The following is a 19,324-nucleotide window of genomic DNA, read 5'->3' as shown; positions in this document are numbered from 1 at the left end:
GTCGTCGGCCGCCTGCGCCATGGGCGCCTGGTCGACCTTGAAGCCGCCGAACACGGCGGCGCGCTCGTCCTTCTCGTCCTCCTTGCCCATGGAGACCCAGGTGTCGGTGACGACGACGTCGACGCCCGCGACCGCGGCCGCGGCGTCGTCGACGACCTGGACGGATCCGCCGGTCGTCGCGGCGATCGCGGCCGCGTCGTCGACGACGTGCTGCTCGGGCTGGAAGCCCGCCGGCGAGCCGATGCGGACGTGCATGCCGGCGGTGGCTCCGGCCAGCAGGTACGACTGGCCCATGTTGCTCCGGCCGTCGCCGACGAAGGCGACGGAGAGGCCCGCGAGCGTGCCCTTGGCCTCGCGGATGGTCTGCAGGTCGGCCAGCAGCTGGCAGGGGTGGAAGTCGTCGCTGAGCGCGTTGACGACCGGGACGGTCGTGCCGGCCGCCATTTCTTCGAGGCCGGACTGCGCGTAGGTGCGCCAGACGATGGCCGCGACCATGCGCTCGAGGACGCGCGCGGTGTCGGACGGCGTCTCCTTTCCGCCCAGCTGGCTGTTCGCGGTCGCGATCACGAGCGGGCTGCCGCCGAGGTCGGCGATGCCGACCGCGAACGAGACCCGGGTGCGGGTGGACGACTTGTCGAAGATCACGGCCACCGTCTGCGGCCCCTCGAGGGGGCGCTGCGACCAGCGGTCGCGCTTGAGGGCGTCGGCGAGGTCGAGGACCTCGAGCTGCTCAGCGGGGCTGAGATCGTCGTCGCGGAGGAAGTGGCGGGTCATTCGAGACCTTTCAGGACGCGGGAGAAGAGGGCGGAGAACTCGGCGATCTCGGCGTCGCCCACGATGAGCGGCGGAGCGAGACGGATGCTGGAGTCGTTGGGGGCGTTCACGATCAGGCCTGCCTCGAGGCACCGGGCCGAGATCTCGGCGGCGATCGGCTGGGTCAGGCCGATGCCGATCAGCAGGCCCTGCCCGCGGACGCCGGCGACGAGGGAAGACTCCATCGCCGTGATCGCGGCCCGGATCTGCTCGCCCCGGACGACGGCGGCCTCGACGAGGCCCGCGCGCTCGATCTCGCCGAGGACCGCGTCCGCAGCGGCCGTGGCCAGCGGGTTCCCGCCGAACGTGCTGCCGTGCTGGCCGGCCTCGAACAGGTCGGAGGCGGCGCCGAACGTGACGAGCGCGCCGATGGGCACTCCCCCGGCGATCCCCTTGGCGACGGTGATCGCGTCGGGCACGACGTCGAACTGCTGGAAGGCGAACCACGAGCCGGTGCGGCCGATGCCCGTCTGGATCTCGTCGAGGACGAGGAGCGCTCCGTGCTGGCGGGTCAGTTCGCGGGCCCTCTCGAGGAACCCGACGGGGAGATCGAGCACGCCGGCCTCGCCCTTGATCGGCTCGACGAAGAGAGCCGCGACGTCGTCGCCCATCGCGGCCTCGAGCGCCTCGAGCGTCGTGTCGATGTGCTCGACGCCCGCCACCATCGGCTCGAAGGGACCACGGAGCGCGGGCTTGCCGGTGAGGGCGAGGGCGCCCATGGTGCGCCCGTGGAACGAGTTCTGCAGGGCGAGGATCCGCGTGCGGCGTCCCTCGCCGCGGTTGAGCCGTGCCAGCTTGAACGCGGCCTCGTTGGCCTCGGCCCCGCTGTTGGCGAAGTAGACGCGACCCTGGTCGCCCGCGCCGCTGATGCGGAGGAGGCGCTCGGCCAGGGCCAGCTGGGGCTCGGTCGCGAAGTAGTTCGAGACGTGGACGAGCGCGCCGGCCTGCCGGGCGATCGCCTCGACGAGCACGGGGTGCGCGTGGCCGAGGGCGTTGACGGCGATGCCGGCGAGGAAGTCGAGGTAGCGCTTGCCGTCGACGTCCCACACGGCGCAGCCCTCGCCGCGCTCGAGCATCACCTTCGGGGTGGCCAGCGAGCGCATGAACGCGTCGCCGAACCGGCTCTGCCAGTCGCGGCGCTCGTCGTGTCCGGCTGGGGTCTGGGTGGTGGTCACGACTGTCCTTCCTGCGGGGTGCTGACGTCGCCGACCGGGGTGATCGGGAACGAGTCGACGACGGGTGCGCCGTAGGCGGCGGCCCTGTCGTCGGGGACGACCTCGGTGCCCGACCCGCGCTGGGTGAAGACCTCGAGGAGGATGGAGTGCGGGATGCGGCCGTCGATGATGGTCGCTCCCCCGACGCCGCCGACGACCGCGTCGAGGCAGGCCGTCATCTTGGGGATCATGCCCGACTCGAGCGTCGGGAGCATGTCTGTGAGCGCCGACACGGTGATGGCGGCGACCAGCGAGCCACGGTTCGGCCAGTCGGAGTAGAGGCCCGAGACGTCGGTGAGGACCACGAGCTTGGTCGCCCGGAGCGCCACGGCGAGCGCGGCGGCCGCGGCGTCGGCGTTCACGTTCAGCAGCGACCCCCCGTCGCCCTCGTCGACGGCGAGCGACGACACGACCGGGATGCGTCCGGCTTCGATCTCGGCGAGCACCGACGACGGGTCGACGTCGACGACGTCGCCCACGTGCCCGAGGTCGACCGCCTCGCCGTCGACGACGGTGCCGCGGCGACGACCGCGGAACAGCGTCGAGCCCTCGCCGGACACGCTGCGGGCGAGGTCGCCGTGCTCGTTGACGAGCCCGACGATCTGCTGCGCGACGTCCCCGGCGAGGACGTCACGGACGACGGCGATGGCCTCGGTGCTCGTGTAGCGGTACCCGCCGCGGAAGTCGCTCGGGATGCCCGCGGTCGCGAGGGCCGCGGAGATCTGCGGACCGCCTCCGTGGACGACCACCGGGTACAGGCCGGCCAGCCGCAGGTAGACCATGTCCTCGGCGAAGGCACGGCCGAGGGCCTCGTCGACCATCGCGTTGCCGCCGAACTTCACGACCACGACCTTGCCGGAGAAGCGCTTGAGCCAGGGCAGCGACTCGATCAGGGTCGCGGCCTTGACGGCCGCGAGCTCCTGCTCGGCGCTGTGGGTCACCTCGTGTGCGCCCATCAGCTGGAGTACGCGCTGTTCTCGTGCACGTAGTCGTGCGTGAGGTCGTTCGTGAGGATCGTCGCCTCGGCGTCGCCGGCGCGCAGGTCGACCAGCACGTGGACGGCCCGCGGGGTGAGGTCGACGGTCTCGCTCGGGACGTCGGGCGCGCCGGCGTGGCAGACCCGGACGCCGTTCATCGACACGTCGACGTCGTAGGGGTCGAAGGCGGCCGACGTGGTGCCGATCGCGGCGAGCACGCGGCCCCAGTTGGGGTCGTTGCCGAACACGGCGGCCTTGAAGAGGCTGTTCCGGGCGATGGAGCGGCCCACCTCGACCGCGTCGTCCTCGTCGACGGCACCGACGACCTCGATGCGGATGTCGTGGGAGGCGCCCTCGGCGTCCGCCTGCAGCTGGCGAGCCAGGTCGGCGCAGAGCTCCGTGACCGCCGTCGTGAACTCGTCGGCCGACGGGGCGACACCGGACTCGGCGCTCGAGAGGAGCACGACCGAGTCGTTGGTCGACATGCAGCCGTCGGAGTCGAGGCGGTCGAACGTGACCCTCGTGGCCGCGCGCAGCGCGGCGTCGAGCGTCTCCGCCGGGAGGTCGGCGTCGGTCGTCAGGACGACGAGCATGGTCGCCAGGCCCGGCGCGAGCATGCCCGCGCCCTTGGCCATGCCGCCGACCACCCAGCCGTCGCCGGCGACGACGGCCTGCTTCGGCACGCTGTCGGTCGTCATGATCGCGAGGGCGGCGTCCTCGCCTCCCTCGGCGCTCAGCTGGGTCGCCGCCGCCCGGGCACCGGAGAGCACCTTGTCGCGGAACACCTGGTCGCCGACGCCGATCAGGCCTGTCGAGCAGACGACGACGTCGCCCGCCGAGACGCTGAGCGACTCGGCGACGGCCTCCGCCGTGGCGTGCGTCGTCTGGAAGCCGAACGGGCCGGTGAAGCAGTTGGCGCCTCCCGAGTTCAGGACGACCGCCTCCGCGACGCCGTCGCCCAGCACCTGCTGCGACCACAGGACGGGGTGCGCCTTGGCGCGGTTGCTCGTGAAGACGGCCGCGGCGGCCTTGCTGCGGCCGGTGTTGACGACCAGGGCGACGTCGCGTGCCCCGGTGCTCTTGAGGCCGGCGACGACGCCGGCGGCGGTGAAGCCCTGTGCTGCGGTGACGCTCACGGTGCCACTCCGTCCGTGCTGAGGCCCGCGGTCTCGGGGAGGCCGAGGGCGATGTTGGCGGACTGGACGGCCGCGCCGGCCGTGCCCTTCACGAGGTTGTCGATGGCGCTGACGACGACGACGCGCTCGGCGGCCTCGTCGACGGCGAGGCCGATGAGGGCCGTGTTCGCCCCGACCGTGTCGGCCGTGCGGGGGAAGACGCCCTCGGGCAGGACGTGGACGAACGGCTCGTCCGCGTAGGCCTGCTCCCAGGCGGTGCGCACGTCGTGGGCGCCGACCCCGGGGGCGAGCGTCGCCGTCGTGGTCGCCAGGATGCCCCGCGACATCGGGACGAGCACGGGGGTGAAGGAGATGTTGACGTCCTGCGCGCCGGCGAGCCGGAGGTTCTGCTGGATCTCGGGCACGTGGCGGTGCGTGCCGCCGACGCCGTAGGCCGAGGCGGAGCCCATCAGCTCGCTGGCGAGGAGGTGCGGTGCCAGTGCCTTGCCGGCTCCCGACGGGCCGACCGCCAGGACCGAGACGATGTCGGTCGCCTCGACCAGCCCGGCGCGGACGCCAGGGGCGAGGCCGAGGGTCACCGCCGTGACGTTGCAGCCGGGCACCGCGATGCGGCGTGCACCGCGCAGGGCGTCGCGCTGACGCCCGCCGGACGCGCCGAGCAGCAGCTCGGGCAGCCCGTACGCCCACGCGCCGTGGTATTCGGTGCCGTAGAACCGGGCCCAGGCGGCCTCGTCGGTGAGACGGTGGTCGGCCCCGCAGTCGACGACGAGGACGTCGTCGGGCAGCTGCGCCGCGATGGCACCGGACTTGCCGTGCGGGAGGGCGAGGAAGACGACGTCGTGCCCGGCGAGGGTCTCGGCCGTCGTCTCCACGAGCGTGAGGTGCGCGAGGGAGCGCAGGTGGGGCTGGAGGGCGACGAGGGGCTGCCCGGCGTTCTGGAACGCCGTGACTGTCGTGACCTCGAAGTCGGGGTGCGCCGCGAGGAGCCGGAGGAGCTCGCCGCCGGCGTACCCGCTGGCGCCCGCTACTGCTACGGAGTGAGGCATGTGTCCATCCTGATGGTCGAGTCGGTCGAGGATCGAGGGCGGCGGCGCCTCGCGAGGTCACTCGCGGAGCGTCGCCCCAGATCGCTCGCCGGCGAGGCGGACGGCCCCCTGCTTGGCCTCGGTCGCCTCGGCGGCCGTGAGCGTGCGGTCGTCGGCACGGAACCGCAGCGCGAAGGTCAGCGACTTGCTCGCCTCCGGCAGCCCGGTGCCCCGGTAGTCGTCCACGAGCCGAACGGACTCGAGCAGGTCGCCGGCGCCCTCGCGGACGGTCTCGAGCAGGTCGCCCGCGGCGACGTCGACGCCCACGACGAGCGAGAGATCCTGCGTCGCGGCCGGGTAGGACGAGATCGCCGTCGGCTGGACGGGGACGTCGGACAGCGCGAGGACACGGTCGAGGTCGATCTCGGCGACCGCGACGACGCGCGGCAGGTCGAGCTCGGCCGACGCCGTGGGCAGCAGCTCGCCGGCCACGCCGACGACCTCGCCTGCGACGAGGACCTCGGCCGTGCGCCCGGGGTGCAGCGACGGGTGCCGGCCCGTGCGGAAGACGGCCTCGGCCCCGGCGGCGCGGACGGAGACCCGCAGGTCGTCGAGCACGTCGGCCAGGCCGGCGGCGACGGCCGGCTGGCCCGGCTGGCGGTCGATCGCGTCTCCGACGACAGCCACGGCCAGGTGCCGCGGCTGGGCGGGAAGACTGGCGGCCAGCTGGTCGAGGAGCTCGTCACCGGGGCGCTGGGCACCGGCGGGGACCTCGGCGGTGCCGTAGGTCGTGTCCTCGATCGGCAGGAAGACCGTGCCGCTCTCGAAGACCGAGACGTCGACCAGCCCACGGGAGGTGTTCCGGCGGACGACGTCGAGCAGGCCGGGGAGCAGCGAGCGACGCAGCTGGGGCGCTGCGGAGTCGAGCGGGTTCGCGAGCGTGACGGCAGGGACCGTCGAGCCGGTGTCCGAGCCGTCGATCGAGCCGAAGGCGGCGTTCTGGTCGGGACGGACGAAGGGGTAGGCCTGGACCTCGACCGATCCCGCGGCGGCCAGCGACGCCGCGACCCGGCGGCGGAGCTTCTGCTCGCGGGACAGCCCACGCCCGGGAGGCGCCACGGGCAGCACCGACGGGATGCGGTCGTACCCGGTGATGCGGGCCACTTCTTCCACGAGGTCGGCCGACGTGCGGAGGTCGCTCCGCCACGTCGGCGGGGTCACCTGCCAGCCCTCGCCCGACTCGACGACGACGGAGCCGACGGCGCGAAGGGCTCCCACGACCTCGTCGGCCGTGTAGTCGACGCCCATGAGGCGGGCGGCGCGGTCGCGCGGCAGCTCGATCGCCCCGGGCGCGACGGACTCGTCGAGGGAGGAGCCGAGCGGGTCGGCCGTGCCGCCGGCCAGCTCGACGAGCAGGTCGACGACCCGCTGTGCCGCGGGGGCGGAGACGGCAGGGTCGACGCCGCGCTCGAACCGACGGGAGGCCTCGCTCGGCAGCTTGTGCCGACGAGCGGTCCGGGCGATCGACACCGGGTCGAACGTGGCGGCCTCGACGAGCACGTCGGTGGTGCCCGCGCCCATCTCGGTGCGCGAACCGCCCATGACGCCGGCCAGGCCTACGGCACCCTGCTCGTCCGCGATGACCAGGTCCTCGACGTGGAGAGCACGGACGGTGCCGTCGAGGGTCTCGAGCTGCTCGCCCGCCGCGGCACGGCGGACCGTCAACCCGCCCTGGACCGCGTCGAGGTCGTAGCCGTGGATCGGCTGGCCGAGCTCGAGCATCACGTAGTTCGTGACGTCGACCGGCAGCGAGATCGAGCGGACGCCGGCGAGGCGCAGGCGGGAGGACATCCAGGTCGGCGTCGGCCGCGAGGCGTCGATGCCGCGGACGACCCGGGTGACGAAGGTGGCCACGGCCTGGCGGCCGCGCACCGGGGCGTCGTCGACGACGCTCACGCCGAAGCCGTCCGCCGCCGCGGCCTCGACGGTGCCGGCCGGGTCGGTGAAGGAGGCGCCCGTCGCGTGGGAGTACTCGCGAGCCACGCCGCGCATGCTGAGCGCGTAGCCGCGGTCGGGCGTGACGTTGATCTCGACGGCGGCCTCGTCGAGGCCGAGGAGCGCGATCGCGTCCGTGCCGACCTCGGGGTCGAGGCCGAGCGAGCTGAGCAGGAGGATGCCGTCGTGCTCGTCGCCGAGGCCGAGCTCACGGGTCGACGCGATCATGCCGTCGGACACGTGGCCGTAGGTCTTGCGCGCGGCGATCGGGAACGGCCCGGGCAGGACCGCGCCCGGCAGCGACACGACGACCTTGTCGCCCACGACGAAGTTGTGGGCGCCGCAGACGATGCCGCGGACGTCGTCGGGGCCGACGGCGACCTGGCACCAGTTGATCGTCTTGCCGTTCTTCTGCGGCTCGGGCTGCAGCTCGAGCACCTGGCCCACCACGAGGGGGCCCGTCACGTCGCCGACGTGGACGTCTTCCTCTTCGAAGCCGACCGACACCAGCGCGGCGTGCACGTGCTCGAGGGAGACGTCGACCGGCAGGTCGACGTGCTCGCCGAGCCAACTCAGCGGAACCCGCATCAGACCACCATCCCGAACTGCTCGCTGAACCTGACGTCGCCCTCGACCATGTCGCGCATGTCGTTGAGGTCGTTGCGGAACTGGAGGGTCCGCTCGATGCCCATGCCGAAGGCGAAGCCCTGGTGCACCTCGGGGTCGATGCCCGCGGCCCGGAGGACGTTCGGGTTGACCATGCCGCAGCCGCCCCACTCGACCCAGCGCGCGCCGCCCTTGGCGTTCGGCTGCCAGACGTCCATCTCGGCGCTCGGCTCGGTGAAGGGGAAGTAGTTGGGCCGGAGCCGGATCTGCGCGCCCTGCCCGAACATCGAGCGTGCCAGGTGCTCGAGCGTGCCGCGCAGGTGCGCCATCGTGAGGCCGCGGTCGATGGCGATGCCCTCGATCTGCGTGAAGACCGGGGTGTGCGTCGCGTCGAGCTCGTCGGTGCGGAAGACGCGACCGGTGGCGACGTTGTAGACGGGCAGCTCCTTCGCGAGGAGCGTGCGGATCTGCACGGGCGACGTGTGCGTGCGCAGCACGAGGTGAGCGTCGACCGGGTCGACGAAGAAGGTGTCCTGCATGGCACGCGCCGGGTGGTCGGCGTCGAAGTTCAGGGCGTCGAAGTTGAACCACTCGTGCTCGAGCTCGGGCCCCTCGCTGACCTCCCAGCCCATGCCGACGAACAGGTCGAGCATCTCTTCCTGCAGGAGGGCGAGCGGGTGCCGCGCACCGACGCGACGACGAGTGGGCAGGGCCGTGACGTCGACGGCCTCGTCGACGAGGCGCTGCGTCTCTTCGAGCTCGGCGAGCTGGCCCTCACGGGCTGCCACCGCCTGGCCGACACGGCCACGGGCGCCGCCGACGAGCTTGCCCGCCGCGGCCTTCTTGTCGTTCGGCAGGTCGCGGAGACCGGCGTTCATGCGTGCCAGGACCGACGCCTCGCCGGCGTGCTGGGCACGGGCCGCCTTGAGCTCGGCGACGGAGGCGGCGGTCGCGACGGCGGCGAGGGCCGCGTCGACCGCGGCCGAGACGGCCTCTTCGGAGATGGGGACGGAGTCTGACACGAGAACCAAGCTTAGCGATCGTTGGGGAGACGACCCGCGCCTCCTCGTGCCCTGGGGACGAGGAGGCGCGGATCGCGGATCCGGGGAGGAGCGGTCGGTGCGACGGTGCGGCAGGTCAGCGACCGCCGCCGCCGCCTCCGCCGGCGTCCCCGGTCGTCGCGGGGATGTTCGGTCGGCCGGCGCGGGCGAGCAGACCGGGGCCGCCGAGACCGCCCCTGCCGCCCTTCGTCCGGATGACGCCGCGTCGGCCCGTGCGCCGGTCGACGACCCGCACGACGTAGGAGAAGACCAGGTTCGTGATGAGGTACACGACGAGGACCACGGCGAACAGCGTGAACGTGTAGGTGCTGCCGTAGGAGGTGCCCAGCCGGTTCAGCCCCTGCCTCGTCAGCTCGACGTACCCGACGATGTAGCCGAGCGAGGTGTCCTTCAGCAGGACGACCAGCTGCGCCAGGATGATCGGCAGCATCTGGCGGAACGCCTGCGGGAACTCGATCGCGAAGCGCGTCTGCACCGGCGAGAGGCCGATGGCCAGCCCTGCCTCGCGCTGGCCCCGCGGCAGGGCGGCGATGCCCGAGCGCAGGGCCTCGCCGATGAGTGCGCCGTTGTAGACCGCGAGAGCGGCCACGACGGCCCAGAAGGCGCCCGTCGAGAACACCAGCAGGATGAACAGCATCATCAGCAGCACGGGCATGCCGCGGAAGAACTCGAGGACGACCGTGGTCGGCACCCGGACCCAGGCGGTGCGGGCGGTGCGGAGGAACGAGAACAAGACGCCGATGGCCACCGCGAGGACCGACGCGACGGCGGCGGCCTGGACCGTGGCCAGCCAGCCGCGGCCGATGTTCCGCCAGAGGTTGCGGTCGAGCAGGATGTCCCAGCGCGAGGGGTCGAGCACGCTGGCGGTGACGGCGCCGTTGGCGCTGACGCGCGGGCGGCCCAGCAGGTACGCGACGTAGGCGACGAGCGCGAGCACCAAGACCACGCCCACCACCGAGATGATGCGCGAGGTGCGGCGGGACTTCGGGCCCGGGGCGTCGTAGAGGACGTTCGTGCTCATCGCAGGACCGCGACCTTCTTCTCGACCAGGGCCGCGACGCGACCCAGGGTGATGGTGACGACCAGGTAGAACACGGCCACCGACAGCAGCGTCGTGATGACCGCGTCGCCGCGGGAGTTCGCTATGAAGCGCCCCGCGGCGAACAGCTCGGCGACGAAGAACCCGCCCGCGACCGAGGTGTTCTTCGTCAGGGCGATGATCACGTTGATGAGGGGCGGGATGACCATGCGGATCGCCTGCGGCATGATCACGAGCGTCAGGGTCTGGCCGAAGCCCAGGCCGATGCTGCGGGCGGCCTCGGCCTGGCCCACCGGGACGCCGTTCACGCCGGAGCGGACGGCCTCGGCCACGAAGGGCGAGGTGTAGAGCGTCAGGCCGATCACCGCGAGCGGGAAGTAGCCGATCCCGACGCCGAGGTACGGGAGCACGAACGCGCAGAAGAAGAGGACGAGCGTCAGCGGGACGTTGCGGATCGCCTCGGTGTAGACCGTCGCGAAGACCCGGAAGGAGCCCACAGGAGAGATCCGCATGGCGGCCACGACGAAGCCGATGACGATCGCGCCGACGCCCGACAGGACGAGGAGCTGCAGCGTCGTGACGAAGCCGCCCCAGAATCGGGGCCAGTTGTCGATCACGGCGTCGAAGCCGGGGATGACGTCCAGGGGGTTCACAAGGGTGTCCTCAGGTCAGGGCGGCTGCCCACACGGGCAGGAGGCGGTGGCGGGCACCGTGCGCAGGTCGCGACACGGTGCCCGCCGGTGTCGCTAGTAGCGGTCGATCGCCGGGGGCTCGGGGGTCTCGAGGACCTTGCCGGCCGTCGCCTCCCACAGCTCGTCCCAGGTGCCGTCGTCCTCGGCGTCCTGGAGCGTGTCGTTGACGAACATGCGGAAGTCGGTGTCGTCGAGCGCGAGGCCGATGCCGTAGGGCTCCTCGGTGAAGGGCTCTCCGACGACCTCGAACTCGCCCTCGTTCTGGTCGGCGAGGCCGGCCAGGATCACGTTGTCGGTCGTGACGGCCTGGACCGCACCGGTGCGGAGCGGCTCGAGGCAGTTCGAGTAGGTGTCGGTCGCGATGATGTCGGTCGGCGCGCTGACGTACTCGGCGATGTTCGCCTCGCTGGTCGAGCCGCTGACGGTGCAGACCTTCTTGCCCGCGAGGTCGTCGACGCTCTCGATGCCGTCGGGGTTGCCCTCGAGCACCAGCAGGTCCTGACCGGCCTGGTAGTACGGCCCGGCGAACGAGACGACCTCCTTGCGGGCGTCGTTGATCGTGTAGGTGGCGATGACGAGGTCGACGTCGCCGTTCTGGATGAAGGGCTCGCGGTTGGCGGAGACCGTCTCGACCCACGTGATGCCGCTGGCGGGGATGCCCAGCTTGGCGGCGACGAGCTTGCCGATCTCCGCGTCGAAGCCCTGGGGCGTGCCCGAGCCGTCGTCCAGGCCGAAGAGCGGCTGGTCGAACTTGGTGCCGATGGTGATCTCGCCGGCCTCGGCCAGGCGAGCCATCGTGGTGCCGTCCTGGAAGTCCGCGACCTCCTCGACGTCGACCGAGCTCTCGGGGGCGGCCGAGTCCGTGCAGGCCGAGAGGCCGAGCACCGTCACGGCCGCTGCGGCTACGGCGACGAATCCCTTGCTGAGTCGCATGTCGTTCTCCTTGCTGGGTGACCCGGCCGACGGTCGACGTCCGGGAGTCTGGGGGCGCCTCCTCGTCCGGGCGGGCAGCCGGGACGGGGGCGCGAGGAGGCGCGTCGCGAGCGAGGCGCCCGAGCTCAGTGCGTGAGGATCTTCGAGAGGAAATCGCGGGCGCGGTCGGACTTCGGCGCCGTGAAGAACTCCTCGGGCGTCGACTCCTCGACGATCTGGCCGTCGGCCATGAAGACGACGCGGTCGGCGGCCTTCCGGGCGAAGCCCATCTCGTGGGTGACGACGACCATGGTCATGCCGTCCTTCGCGAGCTGCACCATGACGTCGAGCACCTCGGTGATCATCTCGGGGTCGAGCGCGCTGGTGGGCTCGTCGAGCAGCATCACCTTCGGGTCCATCGCGAGGGCACGGGCGATGGCGACGCGCTGCTGCTGGCCGCCCGAGAGCTGCGACGGCATCTTCGAGGCCTGGTTGCCCACGCCCACGCGGTCGAGCAGCTCCATCGCGCGCTTCTCGGCCTCGGCCTTCGAGCGGCCGCGCACCTTGATCTGGCCGAGGGTGACGTTCTCGAGCACCGTCTTGTGGGCGAAGAGGTTGAAGCTCTGGAACACCATGCCGACGTCGGCACGCAGCTTCGCCAGCGCGGCGCCCTCGTCGGGCAGCTGCGTGCCGTCGATCGAGATGACGCCGTCGTCGATCGTCTCGAGGCGGTTGATCGCCCGACAGAGCGTCGACTTCCCCGAGCCGCTCGGACCGATCACCACGACGACCTCGCCACGCCCGACCGTGGTCGTGACGTCCTTGAGGACGTGCAGCTGACCGAAGTGCTTGTTGACGTGGTCGACCACGACGAGGGGTTCCATGGGTCCACACAAACAGACGCCCGGAAGGGGGTCAAACTCACAGCTGATTCGTAACGCAACCGAAACGAGCCGTCCGGTCGGCCTACGAGCGCTGGGCGAACGCGCTCTCGTAGAGGCAGACGGAGGCGGCGGTCGCCAGGTTCATCGACTCGGCGTGCCCGTAGATGGGCACCACGACGGCGCGGTCGGCCCGGGCGAGGTCGTCGTCGGTGAGCCCGCGCGCCTCGTTCCCGAAGAGCCAGGCCGTCGGCGCGTCGAGGACGCCCTCCCGCCGCGCCTGCAGCAGGTCGTCGCCCTTGACGTCGGCCGCGATCACCTGGATCCCGGCCTCGGCGCACCGCGCCACGACGCTCGCCAGGTCGATGCCGACGGCGACGGGCACGTGGAAGAGGGAGCCGGTCGTGGCCCGGACGACCTTCGGGTTGTAGAGGTCGACGCTGCGACCGGTCATCACGACGGCGTCGGCGCCGGCCGCGTCGGCGGCACGGATGATCGTGCCGGCGTTGCCCGGGTCGCGCACCTCCTCGAGGATGGCGATGAGCTTCGGCCCGCCGTCGTCGCCCTCGGCGAAGATGTCCTTGACCGACGTCGGGAACTGGCGGCACACGGCCACGACGCCCTGCGGGGTCACGGTGTCGGCCATCGCGTCGAGCACGGCCTCGGTGACGAACTCGGCCTCGAGGCCCGCCTCGCCGGCCGCGTCGGCCAGCCCGGGGTGCCGCTCGAGGGCGGTGGGCGTGACGTAGAGCTCGAGGACCAGCTCGGGACGGAACGCGAGGGCCTCGGACACCGCCTGCGGCCCCTCCAGCAGGAACAGCCCCGTCTCGGTGCGGGCGTCCCGCTTGGACAGCTTCGCCACCGCCCGGACTCGCGGCGAACGGGGGTTGTCGATCAGAGGGGTGCGCACGCGACAACTATGCCGCACCCGGCCCCGGGAACGACGGAGGGCCCGGACAGCGAGTGCTGTCCGGGCCCTGCGTGAGGTGGTGCTGACGCAGTCGTGACTACGCGGCGGCCGTGGCCTTGGGGGCCGAGGTGTCGGCGGGCAGCGCGGCCTTCGCCGTCGCGACGATCGACGCGAAGGTGGCGGGCTCGTGCACGGCCAGCTCGGCGAGGATGCGACGGTCGACCTCGATGCCGGCCAGGGACAGGCCCTGGATGAGGCGGTTGTAGGTCAGGCCGTTCTGACGCGACGCAGCGTTGATGCGCTGGATCCACAGGCGGCGGAACTCGCCCTTGCGCGCACGGCGGTCACGGTACGAGTAGACGAGGGAGTGGGTGACCTGCTCCTTGGCCTTGCGGTACAGGCGCGAACGCTGACCGCGGTAGCCCTCGGCGCGCTCGAGGATGACGCGACGCTTCTTGGCGGCGTTGACCGCTCTCTTGACTCTTGCCATTTTCTTGTTCCTCTACGTTCGTGTCAGCGGTCAGTGACCGAGAAGCTTCTTGGCGACCTTGGCGTCGGCCGGGGCCAACAGCTGGTCCTGGTTGAGGCGCGCCTTGCGGCTGGCGCTCTTCACCTCGAGGTTGTGGCGCATGCCGGCCTGCTGCTTCATGATCTTGCCGGAACCGGTGACCTTGAAACGCTTCTTGGCACCGGAGTGGGTCTTCTGCTTGGGCATGTCTTACTTGCTCTCTTCTGTCGGCTCGGCCGGTGCATCGGCCGCCGCCTTGTCGGACGTGGGGTGCTTCGGGGGCTTGTTCGCCGCCTTGCGAGCTTCGGCCTCGGCCTTCGCCTCGGACTTGTTCTTGTGGGGCCCGATCACCATGACCATGTTGCGGCCGTCGATGGTGGGGGTGGACTCGACACTGCCCAGCTCGGACACGTCCTCCGCGAAGCGCTGGAGCAGACGCACGCCCTGGTCGGGACGCGACTGCTCGCGACCGCGGAACAGGATCATGGCCTTGACCTTGTCGCCGCCCTCGAGGAAGCCCTCGGCGCGCTTGCGCTTGGTCTCGTAGTCGTGCTTGTCGATCTTCAGACGGAACCGGACCTCTTTGAGGATGGTGTTCGCCTGGTTGCGCCGGGCCTCTTTCGCCTTCTGCGCAGCCTCGTACTTGAACTTCCCGTGATCCATGATCTTGGCCACGGGAGGCTTCGAGTTGGGGGCCACCTCGACCAGGTCGAGTTCGGCCTCTGCGGCGAGACGCAGCGCCATGGCGATGGGAACGACGCCGATCTGCTCACCTGCAGGCCCCACGAGGCGAACCTCGGGGACGCGGATACGGTCGTTCGTACGGGGATCGCTGATGCGGAACTCCTCTGTCGTCGCTTCGTCACCTGCCGACCCGGAGGGCCTGCAGGGAAAGAGGAGGTTCGCGCACCGGTCGCTCTCGCGACGCGCACCGTCTGTCGACGGCGGTGCACTGCACCCTGGCTGCTCAGCCTGCTCCGCCTCGAGGATCGCTCTTCGGGGTGGTGCAGATCGAACGGGGTGCCAACAACCCGGTAACCTCGTGTGACGGTCAAGCGCGGGTGGGAGAATCTCCACTTTCGCACGCAGCAGACGCTGCGAGCCTGGAGAAGCCTAGCAGAGGATCAGCACGTGAGCCACACCCCGCACACCCACCCCGCCGACCGCCCCGACGACGCCCCCGTCGGCATCCCGGTCGAGCACCCGTCCGACGCCGTCCGCGACATCGCCGACGTCAACGCGGTCGAGGTCATCAACACCGTCGCCGTGCACCTGATGAGCGCGGCGGCCGTGAAGGTCGGCCTCGCCGACGACCCCGCGGCGCAGACCGACCTCGACGAGGCGCGCAAGCTCATCTCGTCGCTCGCCGGCCTCGTCGTGGCCAGCGCCCCGGAGATCGGCGACCAGCACGCCCGTGCCCTGCGCGACGGCCTCCGTTCGCTGCAGCTCGCCTTCCGCGAGGCCAGCTCGATCCCCGACGCCGTCGGCAAGGGCCCCGGCGAGAAGCTCACCGGCCCGGTCACCTGACCCGTAGCCAGCTGAACTGACCCGTCGACACGACCCGCGTCAGGCGGGGACGACGCTGACGGACATGCTGTCGACGCGGTCCACGATCACGGGGTCGGCCTGCCAGGACGCCTGGAGGCGCTGCAGCAGCTCGTTGAGCTGCAGCTGGTCGAGGCCGGCACGCACGGCGAGTCGGACCACGATCTCGGGCGTACCGAGGCGGGCGCCTCGGTAGCCGGGCGAGATCGCCAGCCCGACCAGCGCCTCCTCGTCGGTCGACGCGGCGAGGAACGCCTGCAGGACCGCCTCGTCCGCGTGGGCCGGGACCCAGGGAAGGTCCTGGGCGACCGCCCAGAGTGCCGGCCGCCGGACGCCGAACTCGGTGGGCGACCCCGGGTCGAGCACGAGGTGCTCGGTCGACTCGGCCACGGCCGCGAGCGCGACCCGTCGCGCGTCGACGGGGACAGGACGCGCCACGGCGTCCCACCGGCCGAGGGCCTCGACGCTCGTGAACGCCGGCAGCACCGCGCGACCGTCCGGTCCGGCGACCGTCACGATGGACAGCTCCTGCGTCTTGTCGACGCGGCGACCGTGGTCGTCGAGCCCCTCCTCCCCCGCGACCGCGACGAGCGGGATGAGCAGGCGCGCCGGGCGCAGGGCGTCGACGACCTCGTGCTCGGGCAGCCCGCCCGCGCCGAAGCGGACCAGGGCCTCGAGGAGGCGCGGGTCGGCCGAGCCGTCGTCGCCGGCGTGCGCCGTGTCGTGGTGGTCGAAGGCGCGGCCCGCGAAGGGCCGCCCGGCGCTGTCGGCCGCGGGCATGGGCTCGTGGCCGTGGCTCACGACACCGATGCGACGTCGAGCGCGGCGGCGAGGGTGAAGGCACCCGAGTAGAGGGCCTTGCCCACGATGGCCCCTTCGAGGCCGAGGGGAACGAGCTCGCGGAGGGCCGCGATGTCGTCCAGGCTCGAGATGCCGCCCGAGGCGATGACGGGACGGTCGGTGCGCTCCATCACCTGCCGGAGCAGATCGGTGTTCGGGCCGGTCAGGGTGCCGTCCTTCGTCACGTCGGTGACGACGTAGCGGGCGCACCCCGCGTCCTCGAGGCGAGCGAGGACCGTCCAGAGGTCGCCGCCGTCCTCCGTCCAGCCGCGCGCGGCGAGCGTCGTGCCCCGCACGTCGAGGCCCACCGCGACGGCCTCGCCGTACTCCGCGATGACGTGGGCGGCCCACTCGGGGTTCTCGAGCGCGGCGGTGCCCAGGTTGATGCGCTTGACGCCGGTGCTCAGCGCGTCGTCGAGCGAGCGGTCGTCGCGGATCCCGCCGCTGAGCTCGACGTCGATGCCCTTGACCTGCTTGATGACCTTCTTGATGATCGACCGGTTGTCGCCCCGACCGAACGCCGCGTCGAGGTCGACGAGGTGCAGCCACTCGGCGCCCTGCGACTTCCAGTCGTCGGCCGCCGCCACGGGGTCGCCGTAGCCCGTCTCGGTGCCGGCCTCGCCCTGCGTCAGGCGGACGGCCTGCCCGCCCGCGACGTCGACGGCGGGGAACAGGGTGAGGCCGGGGGTCGTGCAGAAGTCGCTCATGGTGTCTCTCTCGCGGGCGTGCCGCGTGCTGTCGCCGACGGGGCCGGGATCGCGGTCGGATCAGAGGGGGTTCAGAGTGTCCCGAGCCAGTTCGAGAGCAGCCTGATGCCCGGCTGCCCCGACTTCTCGGGGTGGAACTGCGTGGCCCAGAGCGGACCGTTCTCGACGGCCGCGACGAAGCGCCCGCCGTGGTCGGCCCACGTGACGTGGGGCTCGGGGAACGGGCGGATCACGTCGAGGGTCCAGGCCTGCGCCGCGAACGAGTGCACGAAGTAGAAGCGCTCGTCGCGCACGCCGTCGAAGAGGACGCTGCCCTCGGGAGCGTCGACGAGGTTCCAGCCCATGTGCGGCAGCACGTCCGCCTTCAGCTCGTCGACGACGCCGGGCCACTCGCCGAGGCCGCCGGTCGTCGCTCCGCGCTCGACCCCGCCCTCGAAGAAGACCTGCATGCCGACGCAGATCCCCATCACGGGACGGCCGCCCGCGAGTCGCCGGTCGATCATCTCGCCGCCGCGGACCGACTGCAGCTGGCTCATCACGGCGCCGAAGGCACCGACGCCGGGGACGAAGAGCCCGTCGGCCGCCTGCACCCTGGCGCGGTCGCGCGTGAGCTCGACGTCGGCGCCCGCGAGCTCCAGGGCCTTCACGGCCGAGTGCACGTTGCCGCTGCCGTAGTCGAGGACGGCCACCGTGGGACGGACCGTCACAGGGCGCCCTTCGTGGACGGCACCCCGGTCACCCTGGCGTCGGGCTGCACGGCCTGACGCAGGGCCCGGGCGAACGCCTTGAACTCGGCCTCGGCGATGTGGTGCGGGTCACGGCCGCCGAGCACCCGCACGTGCACCGTGATGCCGGCGTGGAACGTGATCGCCTCGAAGACGTGACGCACCATCGAGCCGGTGAAGTGCCCGCCGATGAGGTGGTACTCGAAGCCCTCGGGCTCGCCGGTGTGCACGAGGTACGGGCGGCCTGAGACGTCGACGACAGCTTGGACGAGCGCCTCGTCGAGGGGCACGAGCGCGTCTCCGTAACGGGAGATGCCGGCCTTGTCGCCCAGCGCCTCCTTGATCGCGCCGCCGAGCACGATGCCGACGTCTTCTACGGTGTGGTGGACGTCGATGTGGGTGTCGCCCGCCGCCGACACGTCGAGATCGATGAGCGAGTGCTTCGACAGGGCCGTCAGGAGGTGGTCGAAGAACGGCACGGACGTGTCGATCGACGAGCGCCCCGTCCCGTCGAGGTCGAGGGACAGCTGGATGCGCGACTCGCTCGTCTCGCGGGACGAGGAGGCGGTGCGGGCGCGGGGCTGATCGGTCACGAGGAGAGCCTAATGTCGCGCAGCGCGTCGAGGAACGCGGTCGTCTCCGCCTCCGTGCCGGCGCTCACCCGGAGGTGCCCCTCGATCCCGAGGTCGCGGACGATCACGCCCCGGGCCAGGAGGCGCCGGAAGACGTCGGCGGGATCGTCGACGCCCCCGAACAGGACGAAGTTCGACCAGGTCGGCCACGGGCTGTAGCCGAGCTCGGTCAGGACACGGACGATGCGGTCGCGCTGTGCCTTGATGTCGTCGACCATCGCGAGCATCTCGTCGGCGTGGGCGAGAGCGGCCACGGCCGCCGCCTGCGTGAGGGAGGAGAGGTGGTAGGGCAGGCGCACGAGACGGAGGGCGTCGACCACGGCGGGGTGCGCGGCCATGTAGCCGACCCGGGCACCGGCGAAGGCGAAGGCCTTGCTCATGGTGCGCGAGACGATCAGGCGCTCCCGCCCCTCGAGCAGCGTCAGCGCCGTGGGCTGACCGGCCGGCATGAACTCGGCGTAGGCCTCGTCGACGAACACCATGCCGTCGGTCATGTCGTAGGCGGCTCGGACCGTCTCGAGGTCGAGCGGGGTCCCCGTGGGGTTGTTCGGGCCACAGAAGAAGACGACGTCGGGTCGGAGACGCTCGATCTCGGCGACCGCCGTCTCGGGCGAGATCGTGAAGCCCTCGTCGCGGGCACCCTCGAGCCAGGTGCTGCCGGTGCCCGCCGCGATGATCGAGTGCATCGAGTACGTGGGCGGGAAGCCGAGGACGGAACGCCCCGGGCCGCCGAACGCCTGGAGGATCTGCTGGATGACCTCGTTCGAGCCGTTGGCCGCCCAGATGTGCTCGCGGCTGAGACCGTGCCCGAGGTAGCCCGCGAGCGAGTCGCGGAGGAGCGAGAACTCGCGGTCGGGGTAGCGGTTCATGTCGACGAGGGCCGCGCCGACGGCCTCGAGGATGTCGGCGGCGACGTCGGCGGGGACGGGGTGGGTGTTCTCGTTGACGTTGAGGGCGACGGGCACCCGCTCTTGGGGAGCGCCGTACGGCGTCAGCCCCTTGAGGTCGTCGCGGATGGGCAGGTCGGCGAGGCTGAAGGACACGAGACCATGGTAGGCGGCGAGAGGAGCGCCGACCTCACCGTGACCTGTCAGGCCGGGCAGGCC

At 71.8% G+C, this 19,324-nt stretch carries 21 protein-coding genes; 1 reads left to right on the top strand and 20 read right to left on the bottom strand.

Features of this window, described 5'->3' with window-relative positions:
* The 15 genes from IFT90_RS06020 to infC all read right to left on the bottom strand — a co-directional run.
* Positions 1-774 (bottom strand): ornithine carbamoyltransferase (locus IFT90_RS06020; protein ID WP_192041352.1); only part of this gene is annotated, 774 nt, incomplete at its 3' end.
* On the bottom strand, positions 771-1,988 hold the full coding sequence (locus IFT90_RS06015; RefSeq protein ID WP_371812132.1) for an acetylornithine transaminase: 1,218 nt from the start codon (positions 1,986-1,988) through the stop codon (positions 771-773). The genes IFT90_RS06020 and IFT90_RS06015, both read right to left, overlap by 4 nt.
* Positions 1,985-2,983, bottom strand: coding sequence for an acetylglutamate kinase (gene argB / locus IFT90_RS06010; RefSeq protein WP_192041351.1), 999 nt, complete (start codon positions 2,981-2,983; stop codon positions 1,985-1,987). Before argB ends, IFT90_RS06015 begins: the two co-directional genes overlap by 4 nt.
* Entirely contained in the window at positions 2,983-4,140 is a 1,158-nt protein-coding gene (gene argJ, locus IFT90_RS06005; protein ID WP_192041350.1) for a bifunctional glutamate N-acetyltransferase/amino-acid acetyltransferase ArgJ, read from the bottom strand. The genes argB and argJ overlap by 1 nt, the downstream gene beginning before the upstream one ends.
* On the bottom strand, positions 4,137-5,186 hold the full coding sequence (argC, locus tag IFT90_RS06000) for an N-acetyl-gamma-glutamyl-phosphate reductase (RefSeq protein ID WP_192041349.1): 1,050 nt from the start codon (positions 5,184-5,186) through the stop codon (positions 4,137-4,139). The genes argJ and argC overlap by 4 nt, the downstream gene beginning before the upstream one ends.
* Positions 5,187-5,243: 57 nt before the next feature.
* Positions 5,244-7,748, bottom strand: a complete 2,505-nt coding sequence (gene pheT / locus IFT90_RS05995; protein ID WP_192041348.1) for a phenylalanine--tRNA ligase subunit beta — start codon at positions 7,746-7,748, stop codon at positions 5,244-5,246.
* Positions 7,748-8,788, bottom strand: a complete 1,041-nt coding sequence (gene pheS, locus IFT90_RS05990; protein WP_192041347.1) for a phenylalanine--tRNA ligase subunit alpha — start codon at positions 8,786-8,788, stop codon at positions 7,748-7,750. The genes pheT and pheS overlap by 1 nt, the downstream gene beginning before the upstream one ends.
* A gap of 115 nt (positions 8,789-8,903) precedes the next feature.
* The gene (locus IFT90_RS05985) at positions 8,904-9,848 is read right to left on the bottom strand and encodes an amino acid ABC transporter permease (protein ID WP_192041346.1); all 945 of its coding nucleotides are present in this window, start codon (positions 9,846-9,848) and stop codon (positions 8,904-8,906) included.
* On the bottom strand, positions 9,845-10,510 hold the full coding sequence (locus tag IFT90_RS05980) for an amino acid ABC transporter permease (RefSeq protein WP_123548746.1): 666 nt from the start codon (positions 10,508-10,510) through the stop codon (positions 9,845-9,847). Before IFT90_RS05980 ends, IFT90_RS05985 begins: the two co-directional genes overlap by 4 nt.
* Before the next feature lie 102 nt (positions 10,511-10,612).
* Entirely contained in the window at positions 10,613-11,491 is an 879-nt protein-coding gene (locus tag IFT90_RS05975) for a glutamate ABC transporter substrate-binding protein (RefSeq protein WP_192041345.1), read from the bottom strand.
* A 125-nt stretch (positions 11,492-11,616) separates the two neighbouring features.
* On the bottom strand, positions 11,617-12,354 hold the full coding sequence (locus IFT90_RS05970; RefSeq protein ID WP_192041344.1) for an amino acid ABC transporter ATP-binding protein: 738 nt from the start codon (positions 12,352-12,354) through the stop codon (positions 11,617-11,619).
* Between the two features lie 82 nt (positions 12,355-12,436).
* Positions 12,437-13,249, bottom strand: coding sequence for an RNA methyltransferase (locus tag IFT90_RS05965; protein WP_192041468.1), 813 nt, complete (start codon positions 13,247-13,249; stop codon positions 12,437-12,439).
* A 109-nt stretch (positions 13,250-13,358) separates the two neighbouring features.
* A complete protein-coding gene (gene rplT / locus IFT90_RS05960; protein WP_192041343.1) occupies positions 13,359-13,751 on the bottom strand; it encodes a 50S ribosomal protein L20 in 393 nt (130 codons plus the stop codon).
* A 30-nt stretch (positions 13,752-13,781) separates the two neighbouring features.
* Positions 13,782-13,976, bottom strand: coding sequence for a 50S ribosomal protein L35 (gene rpmI, locus IFT90_RS05955; RefSeq protein WP_123548715.1), 195 nt, complete (start codon positions 13,974-13,976; stop codon positions 13,782-13,784).
* Between the two features lie 3 nt (positions 13,977-13,979).
* Complete coding sequence (gene infC, locus IFT90_RS05950) at positions 13,980-14,606, bottom strand: translation initiation factor IF-3 (RefSeq protein WP_123548744.1); 627 nt, start codon at positions 14,604-14,606, stop codon at positions 13,980-13,982.
* Positions 14,607-14,957: 351 nt separating this feature from the next.
* Here infC and IFT90_RS05945 point away from each other — a divergent pair, with 351 nt between their 5' ends.
* Positions 14,958-15,296 (top strand): DUF1844 domain-containing protein, encoded by a 339-nt coding sequence (locus IFT90_RS05945; protein ID WP_123548743.1) that lies wholly within the window; start codon positions 14,958-14,960, stop codon positions 15,294-15,296.
* Between the two features lie 39 nt (positions 15,297-15,335).
* Here the strand turns inward: IFT90_RS05945 and IFT90_RS05940 are convergent, their stop codons facing one another.
* From IFT90_RS05940 to IFT90_RS05920, 5 genes are all read right to left on the bottom strand, one after another.
* A complete protein-coding gene (locus IFT90_RS05940) occupies positions 15,336-16,115 on the bottom strand; it encodes an SseB family protein (RefSeq protein ID WP_371812129.1) in 780 nt (259 codons plus the stop codon).
* The gene (gene priA / locus IFT90_RS05935) at positions 16,112-16,861 is read right to left on the bottom strand and encodes a bifunctional 1-(5-phosphoribosyl)-5-((5-phosphoribosylamino)methylideneamino)imidazole-4-carboxamide isomerase/phosphoribosylanthranilate isomerase PriA (RefSeq protein WP_123548713.1); all 750 of its coding nucleotides are present in this window, start codon (positions 16,859-16,861) and stop codon (positions 16,112-16,114) included. Before priA ends, IFT90_RS05940 begins: the two co-directional genes overlap by 4 nt.
* 71 nt (positions 16,862-16,932) lie before the next feature.
* The gene (hisH, locus tag IFT90_RS05930; protein ID WP_123548712.1) at positions 16,933-17,568 is read right to left on the bottom strand and encodes an imidazole glycerol phosphate synthase subunit HisH; all 636 of its coding nucleotides are present in this window, start codon (positions 17,566-17,568) and stop codon (positions 16,933-16,935) included.
* Positions 17,565-18,179, bottom strand: coding sequence for an imidazoleglycerol-phosphate dehydratase HisB (gene hisB, locus IFT90_RS05925; protein WP_192041342.1), 615 nt, complete (start codon positions 18,177-18,179; stop codon positions 17,565-17,567). The genes hisH and hisB overlap by 4 nt, the downstream gene beginning before the upstream one ends.
* Complete coding sequence (locus IFT90_RS05920; protein WP_192041341.1) at positions 18,176-19,261, bottom strand: histidinol-phosphate transaminase; 1,086 nt, start codon at positions 19,259-19,261, stop codon at positions 18,176-18,178. Before IFT90_RS05920 ends, hisB begins: the two co-directional genes overlap by 4 nt.
* Positions 19,262-19,324 lie beyond the last annotated feature (63 nt).

Source organism: Frigoribacterium sp. CFBP 8766 (genome assembly GCF_014841435.1).
GTDB lineage: Bacteria > Actinomycetota > Actinomycetes > Actinomycetales > Microbacteriaceae > Frigoribacterium.
This window is presented reverse-complemented; position numbering and strand designations above follow the sequence as displayed.

What these genes read in the sequence shown, in the direction of transcription:
- argB (WP_192041351.1), bottom strand. Translation starts at nt 2,983, where the DNA reads ATGGGCGCACACGAGGTGACCCACAGCGCCGAGCAGGAGCTCGCGGCC.
- argC (WP_192041349.1), bottom strand. Translation starts at nt 5,186, where the DNA reads ATGCCTCACTCCGTAGCAGTAGCGGGCGCCAGCGGGTACGCCGGCGGC.
- pheT (WP_192041348.1), bottom strand. Translation starts at nt 7,748, where the DNA reads ATGCGGGTTCCGCTGAGTTGGCTCGGCGAGCACGTCGACCTGCCGGTC.
- IFT90_RS05985 (WP_192041346.1), bottom strand. Translation starts at nt 9,848, where the DNA reads ATGAGCACGAACGTCCTCTACGACGCCCCGGGCCCGAAGTCCCGCCGC.
- IFT90_RS05975 (WP_192041345.1), bottom strand. Translation starts at nt 11,491, where the DNA reads ATGCGACTCAGCAAGGGATTCGTCGCCGTAGCCGCAGCGGCCGTGACG.
- IFT90_RS05970 (WP_192041344.1), bottom strand. Translation starts at nt 12,354, where the DNA reads ATGGAACCCCTCGTCGTGGTCGACCACGTCAACAAGCACTTCGGTCAG.
- rplT (WP_192041343.1), bottom strand. Translation starts at nt 13,751, where the DNA reads ATGGCAAGAGTCAAGAGAGCGGTCAACGCCGCCAAGAAGCGTCGCGTC.
- rpmI (WP_123548715.1), bottom strand. Translation starts at nt 13,976, where the DNA reads ATGCCCAAGCAGAAGACCCACTCCGGTGCCAAGAAGCGTTTCAAGGTC.
- priA (WP_123548713.1), bottom strand. Translation starts at nt 16,861, where the DNA reads ATGAGCGACTTCTGCACGACCCCCGGCCTCACCCTGTTCCCCGCCGTC.